The following is a 20,035-nucleotide window of genomic DNA, read 5'->3' as shown; positions in this document are numbered from 1 at the left end:
TACATAATAAATTAACGTTTTGAGAATTGTGGACGGCGACGCGCTTTGCGAAGACCGACTTTCTTACGCTCAACTTTACGCGCATCACGCGTTAGTAAGTCTTTAGCACGTAAGGCTGGACGGTTACCTTCTTCATAAGCCACCAGCGCGCGAGCTAGGCCGTGACGAACGGCACCCGCCTGACCCGTTGTACCACCACCTACAACAGTAATGTAAGCATCAAACTTACCTTCACTCTGGGTAGCTTCTAAAGGCTGGTTAATCACCATCAAATCTGTTTCACGCGCGAAATATTGATTAATTTCGCGCCCGTTTACCATCATTTTGCCAGAGCCAGCGCGTAAGAAAACACGCGCGACTGAGCTTTTACGACGACCAGTTCCGTAATATTGTTCTGTTGCCATGTTCTATCCTTACACTTCAAGTGATTTTGGTTGTTGCGCTGCATGCGGATGCTCAGCACCAGCATAGACTTTTAGCTTGCGATACATGTCACGGCCAAGTGGGCCTCTAGGCAACATGCCTTTAATCGCTAACTCTAGTACGCGCTCTGGACGTGAATCAATCATCTTCTCAAAAGACATAGACTTCAAGTTACCAATATATCCAGTATAACGGTGATACATTTTGTTTTTGCGCTTGTTACCGGTTACCCCGATTTTTTCAGCATTAACAATAACAATATAATCACCACAATCAACGTGAGGTGTATATTCAGGCTTATGCTTACCTCTAAGGCGTGCGGCTACCTGAGCGGCAAGACGACCTAAAGTTTGACCTTCAGCATCAACAATATACCAGTCGCGCTTAACTTCAGCTGGTTTGGCTACAAATGTTCCCATTTCATTATCCTAAAATTAATGTTTAATCCTAACTACAAAAATGTAGCGCACTTACTGTTTAACGGGCAATAAGAGGGGGAAGGATTAATAAGACTGCGAATATTACTCAAAACTTGAACTAATTTCAAGCATTTAGCATTTTATTTTTTAACCACCAACAAGTGTGACTAAGCATCCGAATTCTTTTTCTTACTCAGCACGCCTCTAATACCTTCGGAACGCTGATCCAATGATAAATAACATGAATTACCCGCTCCTGTATAAACTTGGGTGGGGCGAAAAATTTTATTGTTTTGTAATTGCTCACGCCAATGCGCCATCCAACCCGCAGAGCGCGCTACTGCAAAAATGGACGTAAACATTTTTGGATCAAAACCCATTTCTTTGTACAGAATACCGGAATAGAAATCCACGTTTGGATAAACACCCTTATGACCAAGATGCTCCTCACAAACCCGCTCGACTTCGAGTGCGGTTTCAAACATTTGACTCAACTCACCACTTTCACTTTTCTTTAGTAGCAGCTTTTCAGACAACTGTTGCAAAATCGTTGCACGTGGATCTTTAGTTTTGTACTCACGATGCCCCATGCCCCAAATCACTTTCTTATTGGCTAATCGGTCTTCAATATAAGCACGGGCATTTTCTGGACGACCAATTTTCTCGAGCATCTCGATGACCATTTGATTCGCGCCACCATGGAGTGGGCCGGATAACGAGGCAATGGCAGATGAAATGACTGAACAAGGATTTGCCAAGGTAGAACCTGTTACCATCGTGGTAAAAGTTGAGGCATTAATTGTATGCTCAGCGTGTAAAATTAAGCACGCATCCAATAAACGCGCCCAATCAGGATCTGGCTCTGCGCCGGTAACCATATACAAAAAATTCTCGGCATAGGTTAAATCTTTACGTGGTTCAATGGGGTCATAACCATTGCGCATGTGTTCCCATTGCGCGACCAAGGTTGCCATGTGCGCAATAATTTTTACCGTTACATCATTAATGTAATGCTGGTTTTCTGTCCCCCCCTTCATGTATTCCGTGCTGGGATAAAAGCTGGCTAAACTCGCCACGACCACCTGTAACATATGCATAGGATGGGTGGTTTCAGGCAGGTTTTTCATAATCTCACGAATGTTATACTTAACCCGGCGGTTCTGACGAAGCTGGCTATCAAAATCATTGAGCTCGTCTCGTGTAGGTAGCTCACCAAACAGCAATAAGAGTGTTGTTTCTTCAAATGAAGACTTTTCCGCCAGTTCCATGATGTCATAACCACGATAAGTGAGGAGGCCTTTCTGACCATCAATGTAAGAGATTTGGGACTCCGTGGCGGGCACACCTGCTAAACCGGGAATATATTGCATAACACTTCCTTAAAACACCATTTTAGAACAGCACGAAACTGATAAAAGTACAGCTAAATACTTATACGCTGAATGAAGAACCACAACCACAAGTTGACGTAGCATTTGGGTTTTCAATCACAAACCGCGCACCTTGCAGGTCTTCAAGATAATCAATCTTAGCGCCAACTAGATATTGAAAACTCATCGGATCAATTAACAACTGCACGCCACTTTTTTCGACCACCGTATCGTCTTCAGCTAAGCTTTCATCAAAGGTAAAGCCATATTGGAAGCCCGAGCAACCACCACCGGAAATATAAACACGTAATTTCAGTTCCGGGTTACCCTCATCCTGAATTAAGACATTGACCTTGGACGCGGCTGCATCGGTAAAATTTACTGGCTGCATTGCTTGCTCTGACATGACACTCTCCTTTTACAAAGCCCAATACCCTATTATAGACCAATTGGGCAGCTTAAACCAAAACCCTGTATCAGGGCATCATTGCTACCTGCTCTAAGCCCATAGTTTCCGGCAGCGCAAACATAATATTCATATTTTGAATAGCCTGACCCGCCGCCCCTTTAACCAAGTTATCAATGACTGATGTGACCACCACCGTATCGCCACCCGCTGGCACATATACCGCCATCCGACACATATTGGATCCTTTCACCATCTTAGTGTCTGGTAAACTACCCGCCGGCATCACATCCACAAAAGGTTCATTGCGATAGCATTCCTCAAATAGGGCTTGCAGCTCTGCTTGCGACTTAGGCTGGGTTAATTTGGCATAAAGCGTCGCTTCTATACCACGAATCATCGGTACTAGATGCGGTACAAAGGTTAAGTTAACGGTCTGCCCTTGTGTCATCCGCGCCAAACCCTCGGCAATTTCCGGGGCATGACGATGACCGCTCACGCCATAAGCTTTGAAGCTTTCACTGACCTCGGCACTCAATGAGCTGACCTTGGCGCCTCGTCCCGCGCCACTGACGCCAGATTTGCCATCAGCAACTAAAAAGCCAGTATCGACCAGGCCTGCTGCTAATAAAGGCTGAAAACCAAGCTGCACGGCAGTCGGATAACAACCTGGATTGGCAATCACTTTAGCTTGCTTAATCTGCTCCCGAAACACTTCTGGCAACCCATACACGACCTCTGACATAATCTCTGGGCAAGTATGTTTCATATCATACCACTGCTCCCATACCGCAAGATCCGTTAAACGGAAATCCGCCGCCAAATCAATTACCCGCACACCGGCTGCAATTAACTCCGGAGTTTGGCTCATTGCGACACCATGTGGCGTGGCAAAAAACACCAGATCACACACCTTCAGGTTGTCCATACTGGGTTCACTAAACGCTAAATCATAATGACCGCGTAAATTGGGAAACATGTCAGCTACGCCCTGACCCGCTTCAGAACGTGACGTTATTACCGATAGCTCTGCCTGCGGATGATTAGCGAGTAATCGTAACAACTCGACGCCGGTATAACCTGTGCCGCCAACAATTCCAATTTTTACTTTTTGCATGCTGCTCTCCTTAATGCTTGCGACTATTTTAGCTAATAGCCCATTATGGCAGGCGACTATTTTTAGACCATAAATAAAAAACCTCGGCCAATAACAACTGACCGAGGTTTCTATATACCAAGTAGAGTAGGGCTTGATTACATCATACCGCCCATACCACCCATGCCGCCCATATCCGGTGCAGCTGGCGCATCTTTCTTCGGCAAATCAGCGATCATTGCTTCAGTGGTGATGATTAAACCTGCAACCGATGCTGCATTTTGCAATGCGGTACGGGTTACTTTAGCTGGGTCGATAATACCCATATCAAGCATATCACCATACTCTTCGGTTGATGCGTTGAAACCAAAGTTACCCGAACCTTCAATAACCTTGTTTACAATCACTGAGCCTTCTAGGCCACAGTTAATGGCAATTTGACGCATTGGCTCTTCGATTGCACGCAAGGCAATTTCAATACCGACGTTTTGGTCATGGTTTTCACCTTCTACATTAACCAAAGCCTTAGCACGAACTAGTGCCACACCGCCACCAGGCACGATCCCTTCTTGAACGGCCGCACGTGTTGCATGCAATGCATCATCAACGCGATCTTTCTTCTCTTTCATTTCCATTTCAGTTGCTGCGCCCAATTTAATTACCGCAACACCACCAGACAATTTAGCCAAACGCTCTTGAAGCTTCTCTTTATCGTAGTCAGAAGTTGTATTAGCCAACTGCGACTGAATTTGAGCACAACGCGCTTCAATATCATCCTTCGAACCAACGCCATCAATTACCGTCGTTGAATCTTTGGCCACATTAACGTTCTTAGCTTGACCAAGATCATCCAGCGTAACGGCTTCTAGCGTCATGCCAACTTCTTCTGAAACAACCGTACCACCGGTTAAAATTGCAATATCTTGCAACATGGCTTTACGACGCTCACCAAATCCTGGTGCTTTAACCGCTGCAACCTTCACAATACCACGCATGTTGTTGATAACCAATGTAGCCAAGGCCTCGCCTTCAACATCTTCAGCAATGATCAATAATGGGCGACCTGCTTTTGAAACCGCTTCCAAGGTTGGCAATAGTTCACGGATGTTAGAAACTTTTTTATCGGTTAACAGAATAAATGGGTTTTCCATCTCAGCAACCATTTTTTCTTGGTTGGTACAGAAGTAAGGTGATAGGTAACCACGGTCAAACTCCATACCTTCAACCACTTCCAATTCATCATGTAGTGAAGAACCCTCTTCAACGGTAATAACACCTTCCTTACCTACACGCTCCATTGCATCCGCAATCAATTTACCGACCGCGCTGTCAGAGTTGGCTGAAATCGTGCCAACCTGCGCAATAGATGCAGAGGTTTCACACGGTTTTGCCATTTTTTGAATTTCAGACACAACTGATTCAACGGCTTTATGAATACCGCGGTTTAAGTCCATTGGATTCATACCGGCAGCAACAGACTTCATACCTTCACGCACAATAGCTTGTGCCAATACAGTCGCAGTGGTTGTACCGTCACCAGCTACGTCGTTGGTTTTTGACGCCACTTCTTTCACCATCTGGGCGCCCATGTTCTGAAACTTGTCTTCTAATTCAATTTCACGCGCAACAGAGACACCATCTTTAGTCACCGTTGGAGCACCAAATGATTTCTCTAATACAACATTACGTCCTTTAGGGCCCAAGGTTACTTTAACTGCATTTGCAAGTACGTTAATGCCTTCAACCATACGCTCACGCGCTTCAATACCAAATTTAACTTCTTTTGCCATCTTAACTTATCCTTTTATTCGATGTTTTGAACTTGAATTAACCACGAATCGCGATAATATCGTCTTCACGCATCACAACTAATTCTTCGCCATCAACCTTTACTTCCTGACCCGCATATTTGCCGAACAACACTTTATCGCCTACCTTAACATTCAAAGCGATTAAATTACCGTTGTCAGCTGCTTTACCGGGACCCACCGCAACCACTTCCCCTTCGGCAGGTTTTTCTTTAGCTGAATCAGGCAGCACAATCCCACCAGCAGACACTTGCTCTTCTTCAAGACGACGAATGACCACACGATCATGCAAAGGTTTGATACTCATTTATGTAATCTCCTAATTTGGATTTATTGTACGTAAACAAAACCGATCAAGAACAATGAACGGTTTTTTATAAAGACAAGGCTAATATGGGGGGCTAAAACGGAGATTCAAGAGGCAAAACAAAAAAAATTAAAACTTAACACAGGGCAAGGATTCAAAACCCGGCTTAGCAAAGTAATATCCTTGCATCAGGGTTACGCCTAGGTCTTGGTAATAAGCAACTTCCGCTGCTGTTTCTAATCCCTCCGCTAAGACAGTAATATTGAGGTCATTACAAACCTGCATCAAGCCTCGAGCAATGCTCTGTTTAACTGGACTTCGGTCAATATCGCGAATTAACTCCATATCAATTTTAAGAATATCCGGCACAAAACTTGCCAACATATTCAAACCTGCGTGACCGGCACCAAAATCGTCCAAGGCGGTGGTAAAGCCTTGTGCTTGATATTCAGTAAAAATTTTTGACATGTGCTTAACATCGGCGACATACTCGGATTCAGTAATTTCAAACATAAGTCGCTCTGTCGGAAATGAGTAGGCTTCTGCCGCCTCTAACGTACTTCGTATGCAATGCGCTGGCTCATACACAGCATTGGGAAGGAAATTAATGCTTAACATCGTATCGAGCTGTAACTTACTCGCTAGTTGTATTGCCTTAACCCGGCAAGCTTGGTCAAACGCATAACGGTTCTGATCATTGATTTTTGCCAATACTTCACCCGCGCCCTGACCTTGCGCTCCTCTTACCAAGGCCTCATAACCAAAAATACTTTTGCTTTGAATGTTGACAATGGGCTGAAATGCGAACGTAAAATCAAAACCAAGTGGCTTATGGCATTGCTTACAACCCGACAAAATAGTTTCCACGGGAAAGTATGTCACAATAATGCTCTCCAATTTAAGATTAATGAAAATCTCGTCTTTTATAACACAACTCGCAGGCCAACTGACCCTCCATTGAAAAAAATTTATTAAAATACTAGCTAGTAATTAATATATCCAATATGTTAAGTTTATTGATGAATATTTATTTACACCCAAAGGTAAAACTTATGCTGTCCGCAAACACAAAAAAGTTTCAAATCAACCCGCCAGTGTTTATCAGCTCGGCAGTGCTAACACTAGCACTGGTGTTGTACACGATCATTTTTAACGATTCAGCCAGTGCCTTTTTCTCTGCCACACTGGGCTGGATTTCCGCTCAGCTAGGGTGGTTTTATGTGCTGGCTGTTGCTGGCTTCTTAGTATTTATCGCTGTTATAGCGCTATCCCGCTTTGGTAACGTCAAGCTCGGCACAGAACACAGCAAACCCGAATTCACTAACCTTTCTTGGTTTGCGATGCTGTTTTCTGCCGGCATGGGGATTGGTTTGATGTTCTTTGGCGTGGCCGAGCCGGTGATGCATTATGTCAGCCCACCGGTTGGTGACCCAGAAACGGCCGAAGCCGCACGCCAAGCAATGCGAATCACCTTTTTCCACTGGGGCGTGCACGCTTGGGCAATCTATGCCATTGTTGCCATGTCGCTCGCTTATTTTGCCTTCCGTCACAACATGCCAATGACCATTCGCTCGTCGCTTTACCCGCTGATTGGTGAGCGTATTCACGGCCCGATTGGTCATGCGGTCGATACCTTTGCTGTTTTGGGCACGCTGTTTGGGGTGGCAACGTCACTGGGCTTTGGTGTTATGCAGATAAATGCCGGCTTAAACTACCTATTTGACATTCCAGTCGGTGTAATCACCCAGGTCATTTTAATAGCTGTTATAACAGCTATTGCGACCATTTCTGTTGCCCTCGGTTTGGCCGGCGGGATTCGCCGTTTATCGATTTTAAACATGATTTTTGCGGCGGCATTGCTGGCATTTGTCCTCATCGCAGGCCCCACCGTATTCCAGCTACAAACCCTAGTGCAAAACACCGGCATGTATATTTCTGACCTATTAAATATGACCTTTAACCTCTATGCCTATGAACCGACCGACTGGATTGGTGGCTGGACACTGTTCTACTGGGGTTGGTGGATTGCTTGGGCACCGTTTGTAGGCATGTTTATTGCCATGGTTTCTAAAGGGCGAACTATTCGTGAGTTTGTGCTAGGTGTATTACTTGTACCGGTCGGCTTCACCTTTATGTGGATGACCTTTTTTGGTGGCACCGCACTGCACATGATTATGGTTCAGGGTATTACTGAACTGGCTGATGCAGTTGCAGCGGACACCTCGGTGGCCTTATTCCAGTTCCTAGAACATTTACCACTTTCGAGCATTACTGCGATTATTGCTACCCTGTTGATTATCACTTTCTTTGTGACCAGCGCAGACTCTGGCTCACTGGTGGTCGATCGCCTAACCTCTGGCGGAACGGGTGAATCACATACTTGGCAGCGTATTTTCTGGGCGGTGATTCAAGGGATCCTAGCAGCTGGCCTGCTACTCGCAGGCGGCTTGGGAGCACTGCAAACCGCTACTATTGCCAGTGCTTTTCCATTTGTCATTATTATGATTTTGATGGCTTGGGGGCTAGCGCGTTCACTCAAGCTGGATATCGCTAAACACTCTAGTTTGGCAGCACCGAGATTAACTGATAGCCAAATGGACTGGAAAACCCGTTTAAAAACGCTGGTCAGCATGCCGCAGAAAAAAGAAGTGCTAAAGTTTATTGATACTACAGTTACACCTGCACTAGAAGAGGTTGCTAGCGAACTTAAAAAACAACAGCTTGATTCGCGTGTGCAACGAGGCGAAGATGGTCGCGCTTGGTTAGAAATTCGCCATGGCGACCAAATTGACTTCTTCTACTCAGCACGCCCACAAGCCTATGAACCGACCGCTTTAGTAATGCGCGATGCCGCTGAAAAAGCCGAGGATACAAATAAGTATTATCGTATTGAAGTGCACCTAGGCGAAGGCGGGCAAGACTACGACATCATGGGCTGGACGAAAGAGACCATCCTAAATGATGTACTAGAACAGTACTCGCGTCATGTCACTTTCTTAAATCAAGTTAACAACTAATATAACCAAAAAAGGAATGCTACAAATCATGTCTACAAAACAACATACAGCAACTAAATTCACACTTAAAACGCTTGTGCTTGCTATGGCTACGACTGCGCCTGCCAGCTTATTGGCTGCAGTCGATATTGACTTTTATGGCTCATTACGCATGCAAGCGGAAACGGTGCATCCGGATTCGAGCGCTGAATTTGCTAATGGTGGCAATAGCAGCTATAGCAATATTCGTGATGCTTATTCAAGACTGGGCGTCACCGCCAACTGGCAAGCCACTGACGGTTTAAATATTTTTGGTCAACTCGAAGTACCATTCGATAGTGCTAATTTCCAAGTACAGGACCCTTATGATGATCGTCGTGATTTACGTGTTGCCCAGGTCGGCGTGAGCGGTGATTATGGTACCTTGGCTTATGGTCAAATGTGGCTGCCTTTTTATAACGCCATTTCTTATAAAGTTGATCGTTTTAGCACCTACTATAGCGGCTATGCCACACTCGCTTTCTTCCGCGCCTTTAATACTGTAAGTTACTACAGTCCAGATTTTAATGGTGTGTCTTTTGGCGCAGGGGCCGTGCTTAAAGACACCTCAGATCGCGCCGATACCTTCGGTGACAATCGCTACCAATTTACCGCAACCTATAACGCCAATGGTACTGACGTTTCGGTAGGTATCGAACAAGTCGACGACAACAATGACACCCGCCTATTGGGTGCGGCACTGGGCCAACAAATTGATAATATTTACATTGGGATCAAGTTAGAACAATCAAGCGCTAAGGGTCAATCTGATGCGAATGTCTTTAACCTTTATGCCGATTACACGCTGAATGACTATACCTTCAAAGCGATGTATGCTGATGTGGATGGCTTTGGTGGTGAAATCTTTCATCTAGGTGCAGACTATCAATACAGCAAAAACCTAAAAACCTTTATTGAGTTTTATCAACAGGAATCAGTTAATGCCCTTGCAGCAGAGAAGGCAGGTGGAGCAGGTGATTTCCGTAATCCTCTTGGTGATTTTGCGCCAAATGCCAAAAAAGGCGGTGGTAAAGCTCTTGCCGTCGGTTTCCGTTACGATTTTTAATCAGCCTCTCCCTTCAGCACTAGGCCTGGTATTCTAGCTACCAGGCCTGTTAGTATTTTCATTATGAAAATACGTCTATTCCCACTTCTGCTCGTTTCACTCTTACCGATACTGGCGCTCAGCGGCTGGCTTTGGTTTAATCTTTTCAGCTCCTGGGGATATTCGCCCCCAGCCAACCTTCCTCCCATTACTCAGCACGCTGAGCATCGTGTTTTTGTTTATGGCACACTGACACACGCTTGGGTTCGACGCCTAGTTATCGGACGTTCGGTTGAAACAGAACCAGCAAAGATTAAAGGCTATCAGCGGCAGGCACTTGACCTGCAGCCTCATCCTAATGCGTCAGTAAATGGGCTGGTTTTTACAGTGAGCCCAGCTGAATTAAAACGGCTTGATCGTTATGAACGCTTAGGGATTCGCTATCAACGCGTTCTAAAAACGCTCGCCAATGGTCAGCAGGCCTGGGTGTACCAGTTAATCCATCCTCCAATAACGGAATGAATCTATGTCAGCGTCAAAACACTCATTAAAAACCGCATCCTGGTCGAAGAATGCGGAAAACCAACCCCGACGAGTCGGTGTTGAACTTGAAATTGCCGGTTTTGACCTCGACCACTTAACCCAAATTTTGGCGCAATTCTTTGACTTACGGATTGAACATCCCGGGCGCTATGAGCGCAAGTTAATCGGTGACCCCGCCGGGGATTGGGTGATTGAACTGGATTTTGATTTACTCAAAAAAATTGGACGAGAACCACGGGCGCAGGACGTTAAAGGACAAGAGTTAGAACAAACCGCTGAGGATTTATTAGCGTGGACGGCAGAAATGCTCGTGCCACTCGAAATCGTCAGTCCGCCGCTTCCGCTCACGCGCCTTACGCAAGTCGAAGAGATGATCAGCCACTTGCGCGATGCGGGCGCAAAGGGCACCTCAGACAATTTAATCAATGCTTTTGGCATGCAGTTTAATCCTGAGTTACCGCAACTTGATGCACCCTTTATTACCCGCTGTTTACAGGCCTTTGCCTGCTTGTATGACTGGCTATTTAAACACACGAATATTAATATGACTCGCCGCATCACCAGCTACGTCAACCCCTATCCTAAACGCTATGCACAAAAGATTACACAAGCTGATTACCAGCCCAATCTTGGGCAGTTAATCGATGACTACCTCATGGATAACCCAACCCGTAACCGCGCACTGGATATGCTCCCCCTGTTCGCGCACCTAGACTCTGACCGTGTGGCCAAAGTCACCCAAGATGCGCTGATTAAGCCACGACCGACCTTCCATTACCGCTTACCGGACTGCAATATCCATCAACCAAACTGGGGCTTATATATTGCATGGAATGATTGGGTGGAAGTTGAGCGCTTAGCTGAAGATACTGTTCGCTTGCAGGCCTGCTGCGACGCCTATCAGGACTATCTTAATAGCCCACTCAAAAACATGCTTAATAACTGGGCAGACATCACGGAGACGGAATGGCTAAACCCACCATCGCAATAACTGGTCCACAACAAGCCGTTAAAAAGCGAAATTTGGAGTAATATATTGTCATGATTCATTTAAACTAAAAAGCGATAATTGATGGCTAGATTCTACCTCCCAGAAAGCTGTGATAGCGAAGGGCTTCGTAGCAAAACATTTCATATTATTTTTGGTTACCAACAACGCGCCTCCATTTTATTCGATGTGATGTTGGTATTGGCCATTCTTGCCAGCGTGGCTATCTTGTTTGCCGATTCAATCCATGCTGTACACCAGCAGTATGGCACAACCCTTTTTCGTATTGAATGGTTCTTTACCCTACTGTTCACAATCGAGTACCTGATTAGGCTTTGGGTAGTCCGCGACCCAGTTCGATACGCACGCAGTTTTTATGGTGTCATTGACCTAATCGCGCTATTACCCAGCTATCTCGCACTGGTATTTCCCGAAAGCGGTATTCACTACCTAGCCGTAATTAGGATTCTAAGGATCATGCGGATTTTTGACGTATTACACATGCATCGCTATCAACGTGAAACCAGCGTTCTAGTCGATTCTTTTGCTAACAGTTGGCGCAAAATTCTGGTATTTTTAGTCGGTGTCCTGACCATAATTACCATATTTGGCAGTTTACTGTTTGTTGTCGAGGGACCAGAACACGGCTTTACCAGTCTTCCCACGTCTATGTATTGGGCACTGATTAGTGTTTCAACCGTGGGTTATGGCGATATCACACCCATCACCCCGTTTGGTCAATTTATCGCCTCCATTTTAATTCTGATAGGTTATGGCATTATCGCCGTCCCTACCGGGATTTACTCGGCACAAGTCTATCAGTCAATGAACAAACAAAAACAAAAGGATGGCCGTGCTTGCGAAAACTGTGGCACCACAGGGCACACTACCGAAGCTCAATTTTGTTATCACTGTGGAAACCCGCTCAACACCTCTGACACATCCACGAGCAAAAAGGATGCATAATGCAAGCAGGCCATATGACAGAACATAAAATGACTGAATCAACACAGCAGGATGAAGAAACTAAAGAAAAACCCAAACCTCTTTGGCTATTTGTTCATCCCGAGGACTATGCAATACCTGCGCTACAAATTCAAAAAGCAACGGCTAATGCTTGGCGAGTATTTAAGAAAAACCTACGGGATGAACCCGCGCACGAAACCCTTTTTAAACCTGAAAACGAACTCCAAGCCCTTTCTGAAGTGCGTCTTTCGCATTTTTTCCGCAGATCCCTTGGCATGAGGCTGCCGCTGCGTTAGATGCTCAGATTAAAGACTGGTTTAAAAACGACAACCCACATCACAAACACGATAGCGTGAAATTTCTTATTAGCCAGCCTTTTTCAGGACACGCAAATATTGTACGGATTCTGGGGCAGCGCCATAATGCACTGATTATTGCGCCCCCTACCCCTGAGCAAATCCTTAATCAGGACTTAAGCTGGTTTGATCAATTTACACCAAATCAATTTTGGGTGCTCCCCGAGCTTGAGCACTGTTTTTTACGCCACGCTAACGGGCTAAAACTCCTGCGCAGCTTGCTAACACTTGCCACGCAAGGACAACTCGGTCGAGGCGTCATTGCTTGCGACAGCTGGGCTTGGGCTTTTTTTCAACGTATTCATGCTTGGCCAACTATCCAAGCCTTAACCCTTCAAGCCTTTGATAGTCAACGCTTGGCCAAGATGATTACAACATTTGCAAAACACTCCAAAATGCACATCCATTTCTATAATGCTAAAAATGGTCATGAAATGTTACTAGAGGATAAGGGTTCAGCATCGTCAGAAACTGAATTTAATGAGTTGGCGGCATATTGTCGCGGTAATTTAGCGCTTGCGCTGCATTATTGGCAAGAACGCCTGTGTAACGAACCTGAAGAAACACAATCTCAAAACGGAGCAGCTGAAAATACCCAATCCACTACTGAACCAAAATCAACAGAGCAATCAACCGGCAAAAACCTCTGGCTTGCCAAAATGCCCGCAGAACCAAGTATGCCAACGGGTAATCCTGAAGCCTTTTTTCTTGTTTTACATGTCCTATTAATCCATAACGGCTTAGATGAAATTGGCTTAGAAAACGTATTGCCCTACTCACAAACACGCTGTCAAGGATTGCTTGCTCAACTTGAACAAGCCCTTACATTTACTTTGATGACCCGGTTGCGGTCGTGGTATTTGAAAAACCTGGGGGTACCCATTATCGACTTAAAGCCTATCCGGTCGACGCTTCCCAACAATTTCGTTTTATCACCGATATGACCATACGCGGCAAAGCCGAACTCCTCAATATAGGCGCACAGTTTGCTCTCGTGCCAAACGCTGTCCAAAACTGATGGGCTGGGATGTCTTAACCCATTGCAAGCTATCGACCTAATTACTCTTGTGATCAGTCTCACTGGTGTTAAGTAAGGCGCTATCCTCAACCTCCTCGAGATTAGGACGGTGTTCCTCAACCCATTCTTCATCTTGACGCGGATCCATTTCAGCTAAAGTTGATGCGGAAGATGCGGGCACCGCTACATAAACATTCATCTGATCATCTGGGATACGTTCAGCCATTAACGAATAAATCCCCAATGCTAGCGCGAATAAACCCAATACAATAAAAAACACCGTTGCTGAAAACCCAAGAATAAACCCTAGCACCAATGGTGCAATAAACGAACCTAAGCCATAGGAAAACAGCAGGGTTCGGCTGATCTCGATCAAGTCTTTATTCTCGTCAAACACATCATTGGCACGTGCAACACTGAGTGGATAAATACTAAACAAACTCATGCCCAATAAAAACCCAACCATATAAAGCAACACCGCTGAATTTTGCCAAACCCAGGGTAGCACTAACATTAATGCCAATGCACCAACACTAAAAAACCCTGCCCAAGCTAGCATTTTTCGGCGTCCTAAACGGTCTGATAACATCCCTACCGGAAGCTGTGCAACTAAGCCACCAAGAATCGTAATCGCCATAAACAAAGACACCACGCTGGCTTGTTCAAACACATTCAATACATACAGAGGCAACATGGTGTAAAACGCGCCAACAAACACCCCGCCAATAAAACTACCGACTAAAGCCAAAGGCGCAATCGACAATAATTTGGGCATACTGTAACGTTCAAAAGGCTTTAATACCGGTTGAGTGACTCGGGTAATCGCTACCAAAACCAAAGACCAAAGTACCAGAATAGAGCCTAATATAAAAATGGTGGCCGCTGGCCATTCAAACATTAACAGCAATTGACCGATGGCGAGTGCCAAGAAGAAAATAATGGTATAGACCGCGAGGATTTTACCTCGGTCTTGACTCGAGCTTTTCTCATTCAACCAGCTTTCCAGCACAATTAACATCGCATAAAAGGCAAAACCAGAGATTAAACGTAAACCACCCCAAAACAAAGGGTCAAACCAAAGTGCATGGCCTAAAAATGAAATCACCAGCAAAGCCGAAAAGGCAGAAAAACTTCGCGCATGCCCAACGGTAACAATCAGTTTCTGACTGAAAATCGCCGCCAACATTGCACCCAAGAAAAAGGCAGCGTTAATTAAACCGATCACGCCTTCGGTCAGACCTTCTTGCTTGAGAAACACCCCAATAAAAGTCATCAACAGGCCGTAGCCGGTGGCTAACAAGGCAATTGATAAAAACAAAGTGGATATAGGTAGTAAGGCACGCTTTAGAAACACAATTTTTCCTAAATAAAATAATGGCTTCTTTTGCCTACACAAAAGAAGCCCTATAAATCAATTAGATAACAATAAAACAGACTAGGACAGTACTAAATTATCCCGGTGAATCAAAGATTCATCATCAACATAACCTAGAATTTGCACAATCTTTTGGCTAGATTGGCGCAGAATTTTTTGGGCTTCTTCTGCATCGTAATTCACCAAACCACGTGCAATTTCAATGCCCTGCTGGTTTTGGCAGATCACCATTTCACCGCGTTTAAAGCCACCTTCCGCTTTGACTACACCCACAGGCAATAGGCTACGCCCTTGCTCAGTCACAACGCGCACCGCCCCTTCATCTAGCGTGAGTATGCCGCGAGCTTGCAAGTGACCCGCTAACCATTGTTTGCGGGCGGTCATCGGCTCTAAATCGGGAATTAATAAGGTGCCATAATCTTCACCGGCATAAAGTTTAGGCAAAATATTCGGCTCTCGCCCCGAAGCAATCAGGGTCGCCGTTCCTGATCGTGCCGCACGTTTGGCGGCCATGACTTTGGTGTACATGCCACCTCGACCTAATGCACCCCCTTCCGGACTGGCCATCGCTTCAATATCCTTACGACTCACCTGTGCTTGTTTAATTAATTGCGCATGCGGGTTTTCACGCGGATTGCTGTCGTACAACCCCTGCTGATCGGTCAAAATCACTAACACATCAGCACCAATCAAATTCGCTGTAAGCGCGGCTAGAGTGTCATTGTCACCAAAACGAATTTCATCGGTCACTACCGTATCATTTTCGTTGATAACCGGTATGACACCATGTTCGACCAATGTCTGGATCGTTGAGCGTGCATTCAAATAGCGAGCGCGATTCGATAAATCATCATGGGTCATCAAAATCTGCGCCGTATGCAAGCCACTTTTAGCAAACTCTGACTCATAGGCCTGTACTAAGCCCATTTGCCCCACAGCTGCCGCTGCCTGCAACTCATGCAAGGCCGTTGGACGTGTCTTCCAACCAAGGCGCTGCATACCTTCTGCTACGGCACCTGATGACACAATAATCAGCTCCACACCTTGGTTGCGCAATGCCACCATTTGCGCCACCCATTTGGCAAGCTCAGCTTGGTTAAGCCCTGAACCATCATTGGTCAGTAATGCACTGCCTAACTTAATAACCCAGCGACGTGACTTAGATAAGGCCAAACGATCCATGTTTATGCGTCTCCCCGCTCCACCGCCTGTGCAACTTGTTCAGCTTGCTCGGCATGCAAAGCCGCTTTACGCGCAATTAAGCGCCAGCCAATTTGTTGCATCAAGGTTTCGGTATGCGTTCGCTCCGCTGCAGAAATCGCATACACTTCACCTTCCCAACCTATTGCCGCCACAATTTCATCGCAACGTGCCTTCGCATCATCCGCGGGTAACAAATCAATTTTATTAAGTACCAACCAACGCTCTTTACCCGCCAATTCCTCGCTGAACTTGCCTAGCTCCGCTTCAACGGTTTTAAATGACGTAACTGGATCACTTTCATCAATCGGGGCGACATCAACAATGTGCAACAGCAAACCAGTCCGCGATAGATGCTTTAAAAACTGCACACCCAATCCCGCACCTTCTGCCGCGCCTTCAATTAATCCCGGGATATCCGCAATCACAAAACTATTTTCCGGTGAAACACGCACCACGCCGAGATTCGGGTATAAGGTAGTAAAAGGATAGTCTGCAACTTTTGGGCGAGCTGCAGACACCGCACCAATAAGGCTCGACTTACCCGCATTGGGCATACCCAATAAACCGACATCTGCCAATACCGCCATCTCAAGACGCAACTCACGGGTTTCACCATCTTCACCCAGCGTATGCTGACGCGGCGTGCGATTGGTAGAACTCTTAAAATGAACGTTACCTAAACCATGCCGACCGCCTTGTGCTACGACTAAACGCTGCTCATGTTCGGTTAAGTCACCAATTAACTCTTGGGTGTTTTCATCAAATACGCGCGTCCCCACAGGTACCGCTACAATCAAATCCTCACCTGCACGACCGGTTTTTTGATTACCCATGCCGGCTTGACCATTTTGGGCTTTAAAGCGTTTGGTGAATCGAAAATCAACCAAGGTATTTAGATTAAGATCAGCAACAAAGATAACGCTCCCGCCGTCACCGCCATCACCACCATTCGGACCACCAAATGGAATGTACTTTTCCCGGCGAAAACTGACCACGCCGTTACCACCGCGCCCTGCTTCGACGACTATATGTGCTTCATCAACAAACTGCATTCAAATCTATACCTTGATTATCATCATTTAAATCCAATAAAAAAACGCCCCGTACTTAATTAAGTACGAGGCGTCATTTTAGCATAGCGTAAACTTTACTAACTAAGCAGTCTGCTCAATAATTTCAACGTATGTACGTACTGGCTTACCTTTGCTTACAAATGCAACTTGACCTTCTGCTTTTGCAAACAAAGTATCATCTTTGCCACGACCTACGTTTACGCCTGCGTGAAACTTAGTGCCACGCTGGCGCACAATAATGCTACCCGCTGAAACAGTTTCGCCACCAAAACGCTTTACGCCTAAGCGTTTGGCATTAGAATCGCGACCGTTACGCGTACTACCTGCGGCCTTCTTATGTGCCATGGTTGATCCCTCTTGTTAACTTAATTTTGCAGTTTACACAAAATTAAGAAATTATTTTCAACTTAAGCTGAAATACCTGTGATTTCAACTTCAGTAAAGTTTTGACGATGGCCTTGCTTCGAGCGAGACTTGTTCTTACGACGACGGAATTTGATGATAGTTACTTTTTTACCACGACCGTTTCCAACAACAGTTGCAGCTACTTTAGCACCTTCAACAACTGGCGTGCCTAGTGTTACAGACTCACCTTCACCCACCATCAAGACTTGGTCAAATTCAACATTGTCACCTTCATTAAGGTTTAATGATTCAATGCGAAGTGTTTGACCTTGACGAACTCGATATTGCTTACCACCGGTTTTAATTACGGCATACATTTGTAACATCTCCCGGATTGAAAATTCTGCTAAGATGCGGAAGCATTCAAGCGCGACCCTGCGCAAGACCATCCGGCATAATAGTAAAGGCGGGATTATATAGATTTTTATCTACCAGGTCAAAATAAATTAAGCTAAAAGCCATGTTTTTAATTTTAGCGCTATTTTAAGTGGCGCAATGTCATACTGATAAGTCACTTGAAACAAGATTACCCATGGCAATAACTTTTAAAAAGTTATAATTCATAATAAACTTGTGCTCCATTTAGTTTTTTCAACATCAAGGTATCCCCGCATGACGCTTGCTGACATTAAAACACTGATAGCCGATGATATAAATGCTACGGATCACCTGATTCTGGAACGGCTGGCGTCGGATGTGCTATTAATCAATCAAATTGGTCACTATATTATTAACAATGGTGGCAAGCGTTTACGGCCATTGATTGTGTTGCTGAGCGCTCGCGCTTGTGGTTATCAGGGCACTCACCATCACACCATGGCCGCGGTAATTGAGTTTATTCACACGTCCACGTTACTGCATGATGATGTAGTAGACGAATCTGACACTCGTCGAGGTAATAAAACGGCCAATGAAGTCTGGGGCAATGCTGCTAGTGTGCTCGTTGGTGACTTTCTCTACTCGCGCTCTTTTGAAATGATGGTTGAACCCGGCTTGATGCGAATTATGCAGATTATGTCTGAATCGACCAATGTGATTGCTGAAGGTGAGGTACTGCAGTTACTTAATTGTCATGATCCAGATACTAACGAGCAACGCTACATGGATGTCATTGAACGCAAAACCGCTAAATTATTTGAGGCAGCGGCATTAATGGGTTCAACATTAACCGCACAAAGCCAATGGGATGATAGCCTCGCAGCCTATGGAAGGCACTTGGGCGCCGCGTTCCAACTCATTGATGATGTATTGGACTATACCGGCAATACAGCCGAGCTTGGCAAGAATTTAGGCGACGACTTGGCTGAGGGTAAACCAACGCTACCGTTGATCTATGCTATGCAACAAGCTCCAGACGCCGATGCACAGCTTATCAAAGATGCCATTAAACAAGGTAATATTGCGATGATTGAGCAGGTTACCCAGATTATTAAGCAAACAGGTGCAATTGACTACACGATCCAAATCGCGAAAAAACAAGCCCAGCTTGCACAAACTTCGTTAGACCCCCTACCAGATTCAGCTTTTAAAGACGCTATGCGCGCGTTAGCAGATCTGGCGGTGAATCGACGAAACTAGCATCAATATTAGCCTTTAACAAGGCATATCATTTACTTTTTTGACCCAAAATCTCGGCTTTATGTGACGCAATTTCAGCTTGGATTCTCGCCATTTCTGCTTCAGCTTCAGCCTGCTTTCGTTCAATAAAGATTTTATACAAATCCATATTATTTAAACGTGTCTTATCCCAATCGATTCGCTTTAGCAACCAGCGAATCATGTATTTCAGCACAGCTTTTTGATCGGTAGACTGATATAGCCTATGGCGACTTAGTGGATCGCCATAGATATTTTCGACAACAACTAAACCATCTGCATAGTCAGGACAAATTTTGATATAGCCCGCTTCCGCTAAGTCCAGACTTTGACTATAGTACAGTCGCACTTCATCATTAAAATTGTAAATAATATTGGAAAGCACATCTGGAACAAGTTTACCGTTCAACCCAATCGTTTGGATAAATATCTCTTGACTTTTAAGCACCCGAAAAAAGTGGACTAGCTCATCAACATCCAAATCCGGTTGCAAAGATGCCGCAAACTTTTCCATGCGACGAACGGCTTGCTCACGATGGATTAATTTTTCAAAAAAGGCTTCAACAGCCGGGCTAAACATCTCTTCAGGCTTCACATCAACTC

22 protein-coding genes are annotated in these 20,035 nt (G+C 45.2%); 8 read left to right on the top strand and 14 right to left on the bottom strand.

Features of this window, described 5'->3' with window-relative positions:
• Nucleotides 1-11: 11 nt before the first annotated feature.
• From rpsI to BM293_RS09100, 8 genes are all read right to left on the bottom strand, one after another.
• Nucleotides 12-404, bottom strand: a complete 393-nt coding sequence (gene rpsI / locus BM293_RS09135; RefSeq protein ID WP_093448699.1) for a 30S ribosomal protein S9 — start codon at nt 402-404, stop codon at nt 12-14.
• 9 nt (nt 405-413) lie between these two features.
• Nucleotides 414-842, bottom strand: a complete 429-nt coding sequence (rplM, locus tag BM293_RS09130) for a 50S ribosomal protein L13 (RefSeq protein WP_093448696.1) — start codon at nt 840-842, stop codon at nt 414-416.
• A gap of 167 nt (nt 843-1,009) precedes the next feature.
• On the bottom strand, nt 1,010-2,212 hold the full coding sequence (locus tag BM293_RS09125; protein ID WP_093448694.1) for a citrate synthase: 1,203 nt from the start codon (nt 2,210-2,212) through the stop codon (nt 1,010-1,012).
• 61 nt (nt 2,213-2,273) lie between these two features.
• Nucleotides 2,274-2,618: an iron-sulfur cluster insertion protein ErpA gene (gene erpA, locus BM293_RS09120; RefSeq protein ID WP_093448691.1), complete on the bottom strand. Its 345-nt coding sequence runs from the start codon at nt 2,616-2,618 to the stop codon at nt 2,274-2,276.
• Nucleotides 2,619-2,688: 70 nt separating this feature from the next.
• Nucleotides 2,689-3,735, bottom strand: a complete 1,047-nt coding sequence (gene argC / locus BM293_RS09115) for an N-acetyl-gamma-glutamyl-phosphate reductase (protein ID WP_093448689.1) — start codon at nt 3,733-3,735, stop codon at nt 2,689-2,691.
• 137 nt (nt 3,736-3,872) lie between these two features.
• Complete coding sequence (groL, locus tag BM293_RS09110) at nt 3,873-5,504, bottom strand: chaperonin GroEL (RefSeq protein WP_093448686.1); 1,632 nt, start codon at nt 5,502-5,504, stop codon at nt 3,873-3,875.
• 37 nt (nt 5,505-5,541) lie between these two features.
• Nucleotides 5,542-5,829 (bottom strand): co-chaperone GroES, encoded by a 288-nt coding sequence (groES, locus tag BM293_RS09105; RefSeq protein WP_093448683.1) that lies wholly within the window; start codon nt 5,827-5,829, stop codon nt 5,542-5,544.
• Between the two features lie 129 nt (nt 5,830-5,958).
• Nucleotides 5,959-6,696 carry an EAL domain-containing protein gene (locus BM293_RS09100; RefSeq protein ID WP_234968968.1) on the bottom strand — a complete coding sequence of 246 codons (738 nt, stop codon included), beginning with the start codon at nt 6,694-6,696 and terminating at the stop codon, nt 5,959-5,961.
• Nucleotides 6,697-6,881: 185 nt separating this feature from the next.
• Here BM293_RS09100 and BM293_RS09095 point away from each other — a divergent pair, with 185 nt between their 5' ends.
• The 7 genes from BM293_RS09095 to BM293_RS09065 all read left to right on the top strand — a co-directional run bounded on the left by BM293_RS09095 (nt 6,882) and on the right by BM293_RS09065 (nt 13,706).
• On the top strand, nt 6,882-8,846 hold the full coding sequence (locus BM293_RS09095) for a BCCT family transporter (protein ID WP_093448680.1): 1,965 nt from the start codon (nt 6,882-6,884) through the stop codon (nt 8,844-8,846).
• Nucleotides 8,847-8,874: 28 nt separating this feature from the next.
• Nucleotides 8,875-9,930, top strand: a complete 1,056-nt coding sequence (locus tag BM293_RS09090) for a porin (protein ID WP_093448678.1) — start codon at nt 8,875-8,877, stop codon at nt 9,928-9,930.
• 63 nt (nt 9,931-9,993) lie between these two features.
• Nucleotides 9,994-10,431 carry a gamma-glutamylcyclotransferase family protein gene (locus BM293_RS09085; RefSeq protein ID WP_093448675.1) on the top strand — a complete coding sequence of 146 codons (438 nt, stop codon included), beginning with the start codon at nt 9,994-9,996 and terminating at the stop codon, nt 10,429-10,431.
• 4 nt (nt 10,432-10,435) lie between these two features.
• A complete protein-coding gene (locus BM293_RS09080; protein ID WP_093448672.1) occupies nt 10,436-11,443 on the top strand; it encodes an amidoligase family protein in 1,008 nt (335 codons plus the stop codon).
• A gap of 81 nt (nt 11,444-11,524) precedes the next feature.
• Entirely contained in the window at nt 11,525-12,406 is an 882-nt protein-coding gene (locus tag BM293_RS09075) for an ion transporter (RefSeq protein ID WP_093448670.1), read from the top strand.
• Between the two features lie 14 nt (nt 12,407-12,420).
• Nucleotides 12,421-12,702: a hypothetical protein gene (locus tag BM293_RS09070; protein ID WP_143607761.1), complete on the top strand. Its 282-nt coding sequence runs from the start codon at nt 12,421-12,423 to the stop codon at nt 12,700-12,702.
• Between the two features lie 56 nt (nt 12,703-12,758).
• On the top strand, nt 12,759-13,706 hold the full coding sequence (locus BM293_RS09065; RefSeq protein WP_093448665.1) for a hypothetical protein: 948 nt from the start codon (nt 12,759-12,761) through the stop codon (nt 13,704-13,706).
• Nucleotides 13,707-13,817: 111 nt separating this feature from the next.
• On the opposite strand, the gene BM293_RS09060 is transcribed toward BM293_RS09065, so the two are convergent.
• The 5 genes from BM293_RS09060 to rplU all read right to left on the bottom strand — a co-directional run bounded on the left by BM293_RS09060 (nt 13,818) and on the right by rplU (nt 18,153).
• Complete coding sequence (locus BM293_RS09060) at nt 13,818-15,134, bottom strand: MFS transporter (protein ID WP_093448662.1); 1,317 nt, start codon at nt 15,132-15,134, stop codon at nt 13,818-13,820.
• Nucleotides 15,135-15,215: 81 nt separating this feature from the next.
• A complete protein-coding gene (gene proB / locus BM293_RS09055) occupies nt 15,216-16,337 on the bottom strand; it encodes a glutamate 5-kinase (RefSeq protein WP_093448660.1) in 1,122 nt (373 codons plus the stop codon).
• 2 nt (nt 16,338-16,339) lie between these two features.
• Entirely contained in the window at nt 16,340-17,410 is a 1,071-nt protein-coding gene (gene cgtA / locus BM293_RS09050; protein WP_093448657.1) for an Obg family GTPase CgtA, read from the bottom strand.
• Between the two features lie 102 nt (nt 17,411-17,512).
• Complete coding sequence (gene rpmA / locus BM293_RS09045) at nt 17,513-17,776, bottom strand: 50S ribosomal protein L27 (RefSeq protein WP_093448655.1); 264 nt, start codon at nt 17,774-17,776, stop codon at nt 17,513-17,515.
• Between the two features lie 62 nt (nt 17,777-17,838).
• Nucleotides 17,839-18,153 (bottom strand): 50S ribosomal protein L21, encoded by a 315-nt coding sequence (rplU, locus tag BM293_RS09040; RefSeq protein ID WP_093448932.1) that lies wholly within the window; start codon nt 18,151-18,153, stop codon nt 17,839-17,841.
• A gap of 295 nt (nt 18,154-18,448) precedes the next feature.
• Between rplU and BM293_RS09035 the strand changes: the two genes are divergently transcribed.
• Nucleotides 18,449-19,414 (top strand): polyprenyl synthetase family protein, encoded by a 966-nt coding sequence (locus tag BM293_RS09035; RefSeq protein ID WP_093448652.1) that lies wholly within the window; start codon nt 18,449-18,451, stop codon nt 19,412-19,414.
• Nucleotides 19,415-19,442: 28 nt separating this feature from the next.
• Here BM293_RS09035 and BM293_RS09030 read toward each other — a convergent pair whose 3' ends face one another.
• Complete coding sequence (locus BM293_RS09030; RefSeq protein WP_093448650.1) at nt 19,443-20,027, bottom strand: hypothetical protein; 585 nt, start codon at nt 20,025-20,027, stop codon at nt 19,443-19,445.
• Nucleotides 20,028-20,035 lie beyond the last annotated feature (8 nt).

It is taken from the genome of Thiomicrospira sp. ALE5 (assembly GCF_900112445.1).
GTDB lineage: Bacteria > Pseudomonadota > Gammaproteobacteria > Thiomicrospirales > Thiomicrospiraceae > Thiomicrospira.
Note: the sequence above shows the minus strand (reverse complement) of the source record. Positions and strands in the feature narration are given on the sequence as shown.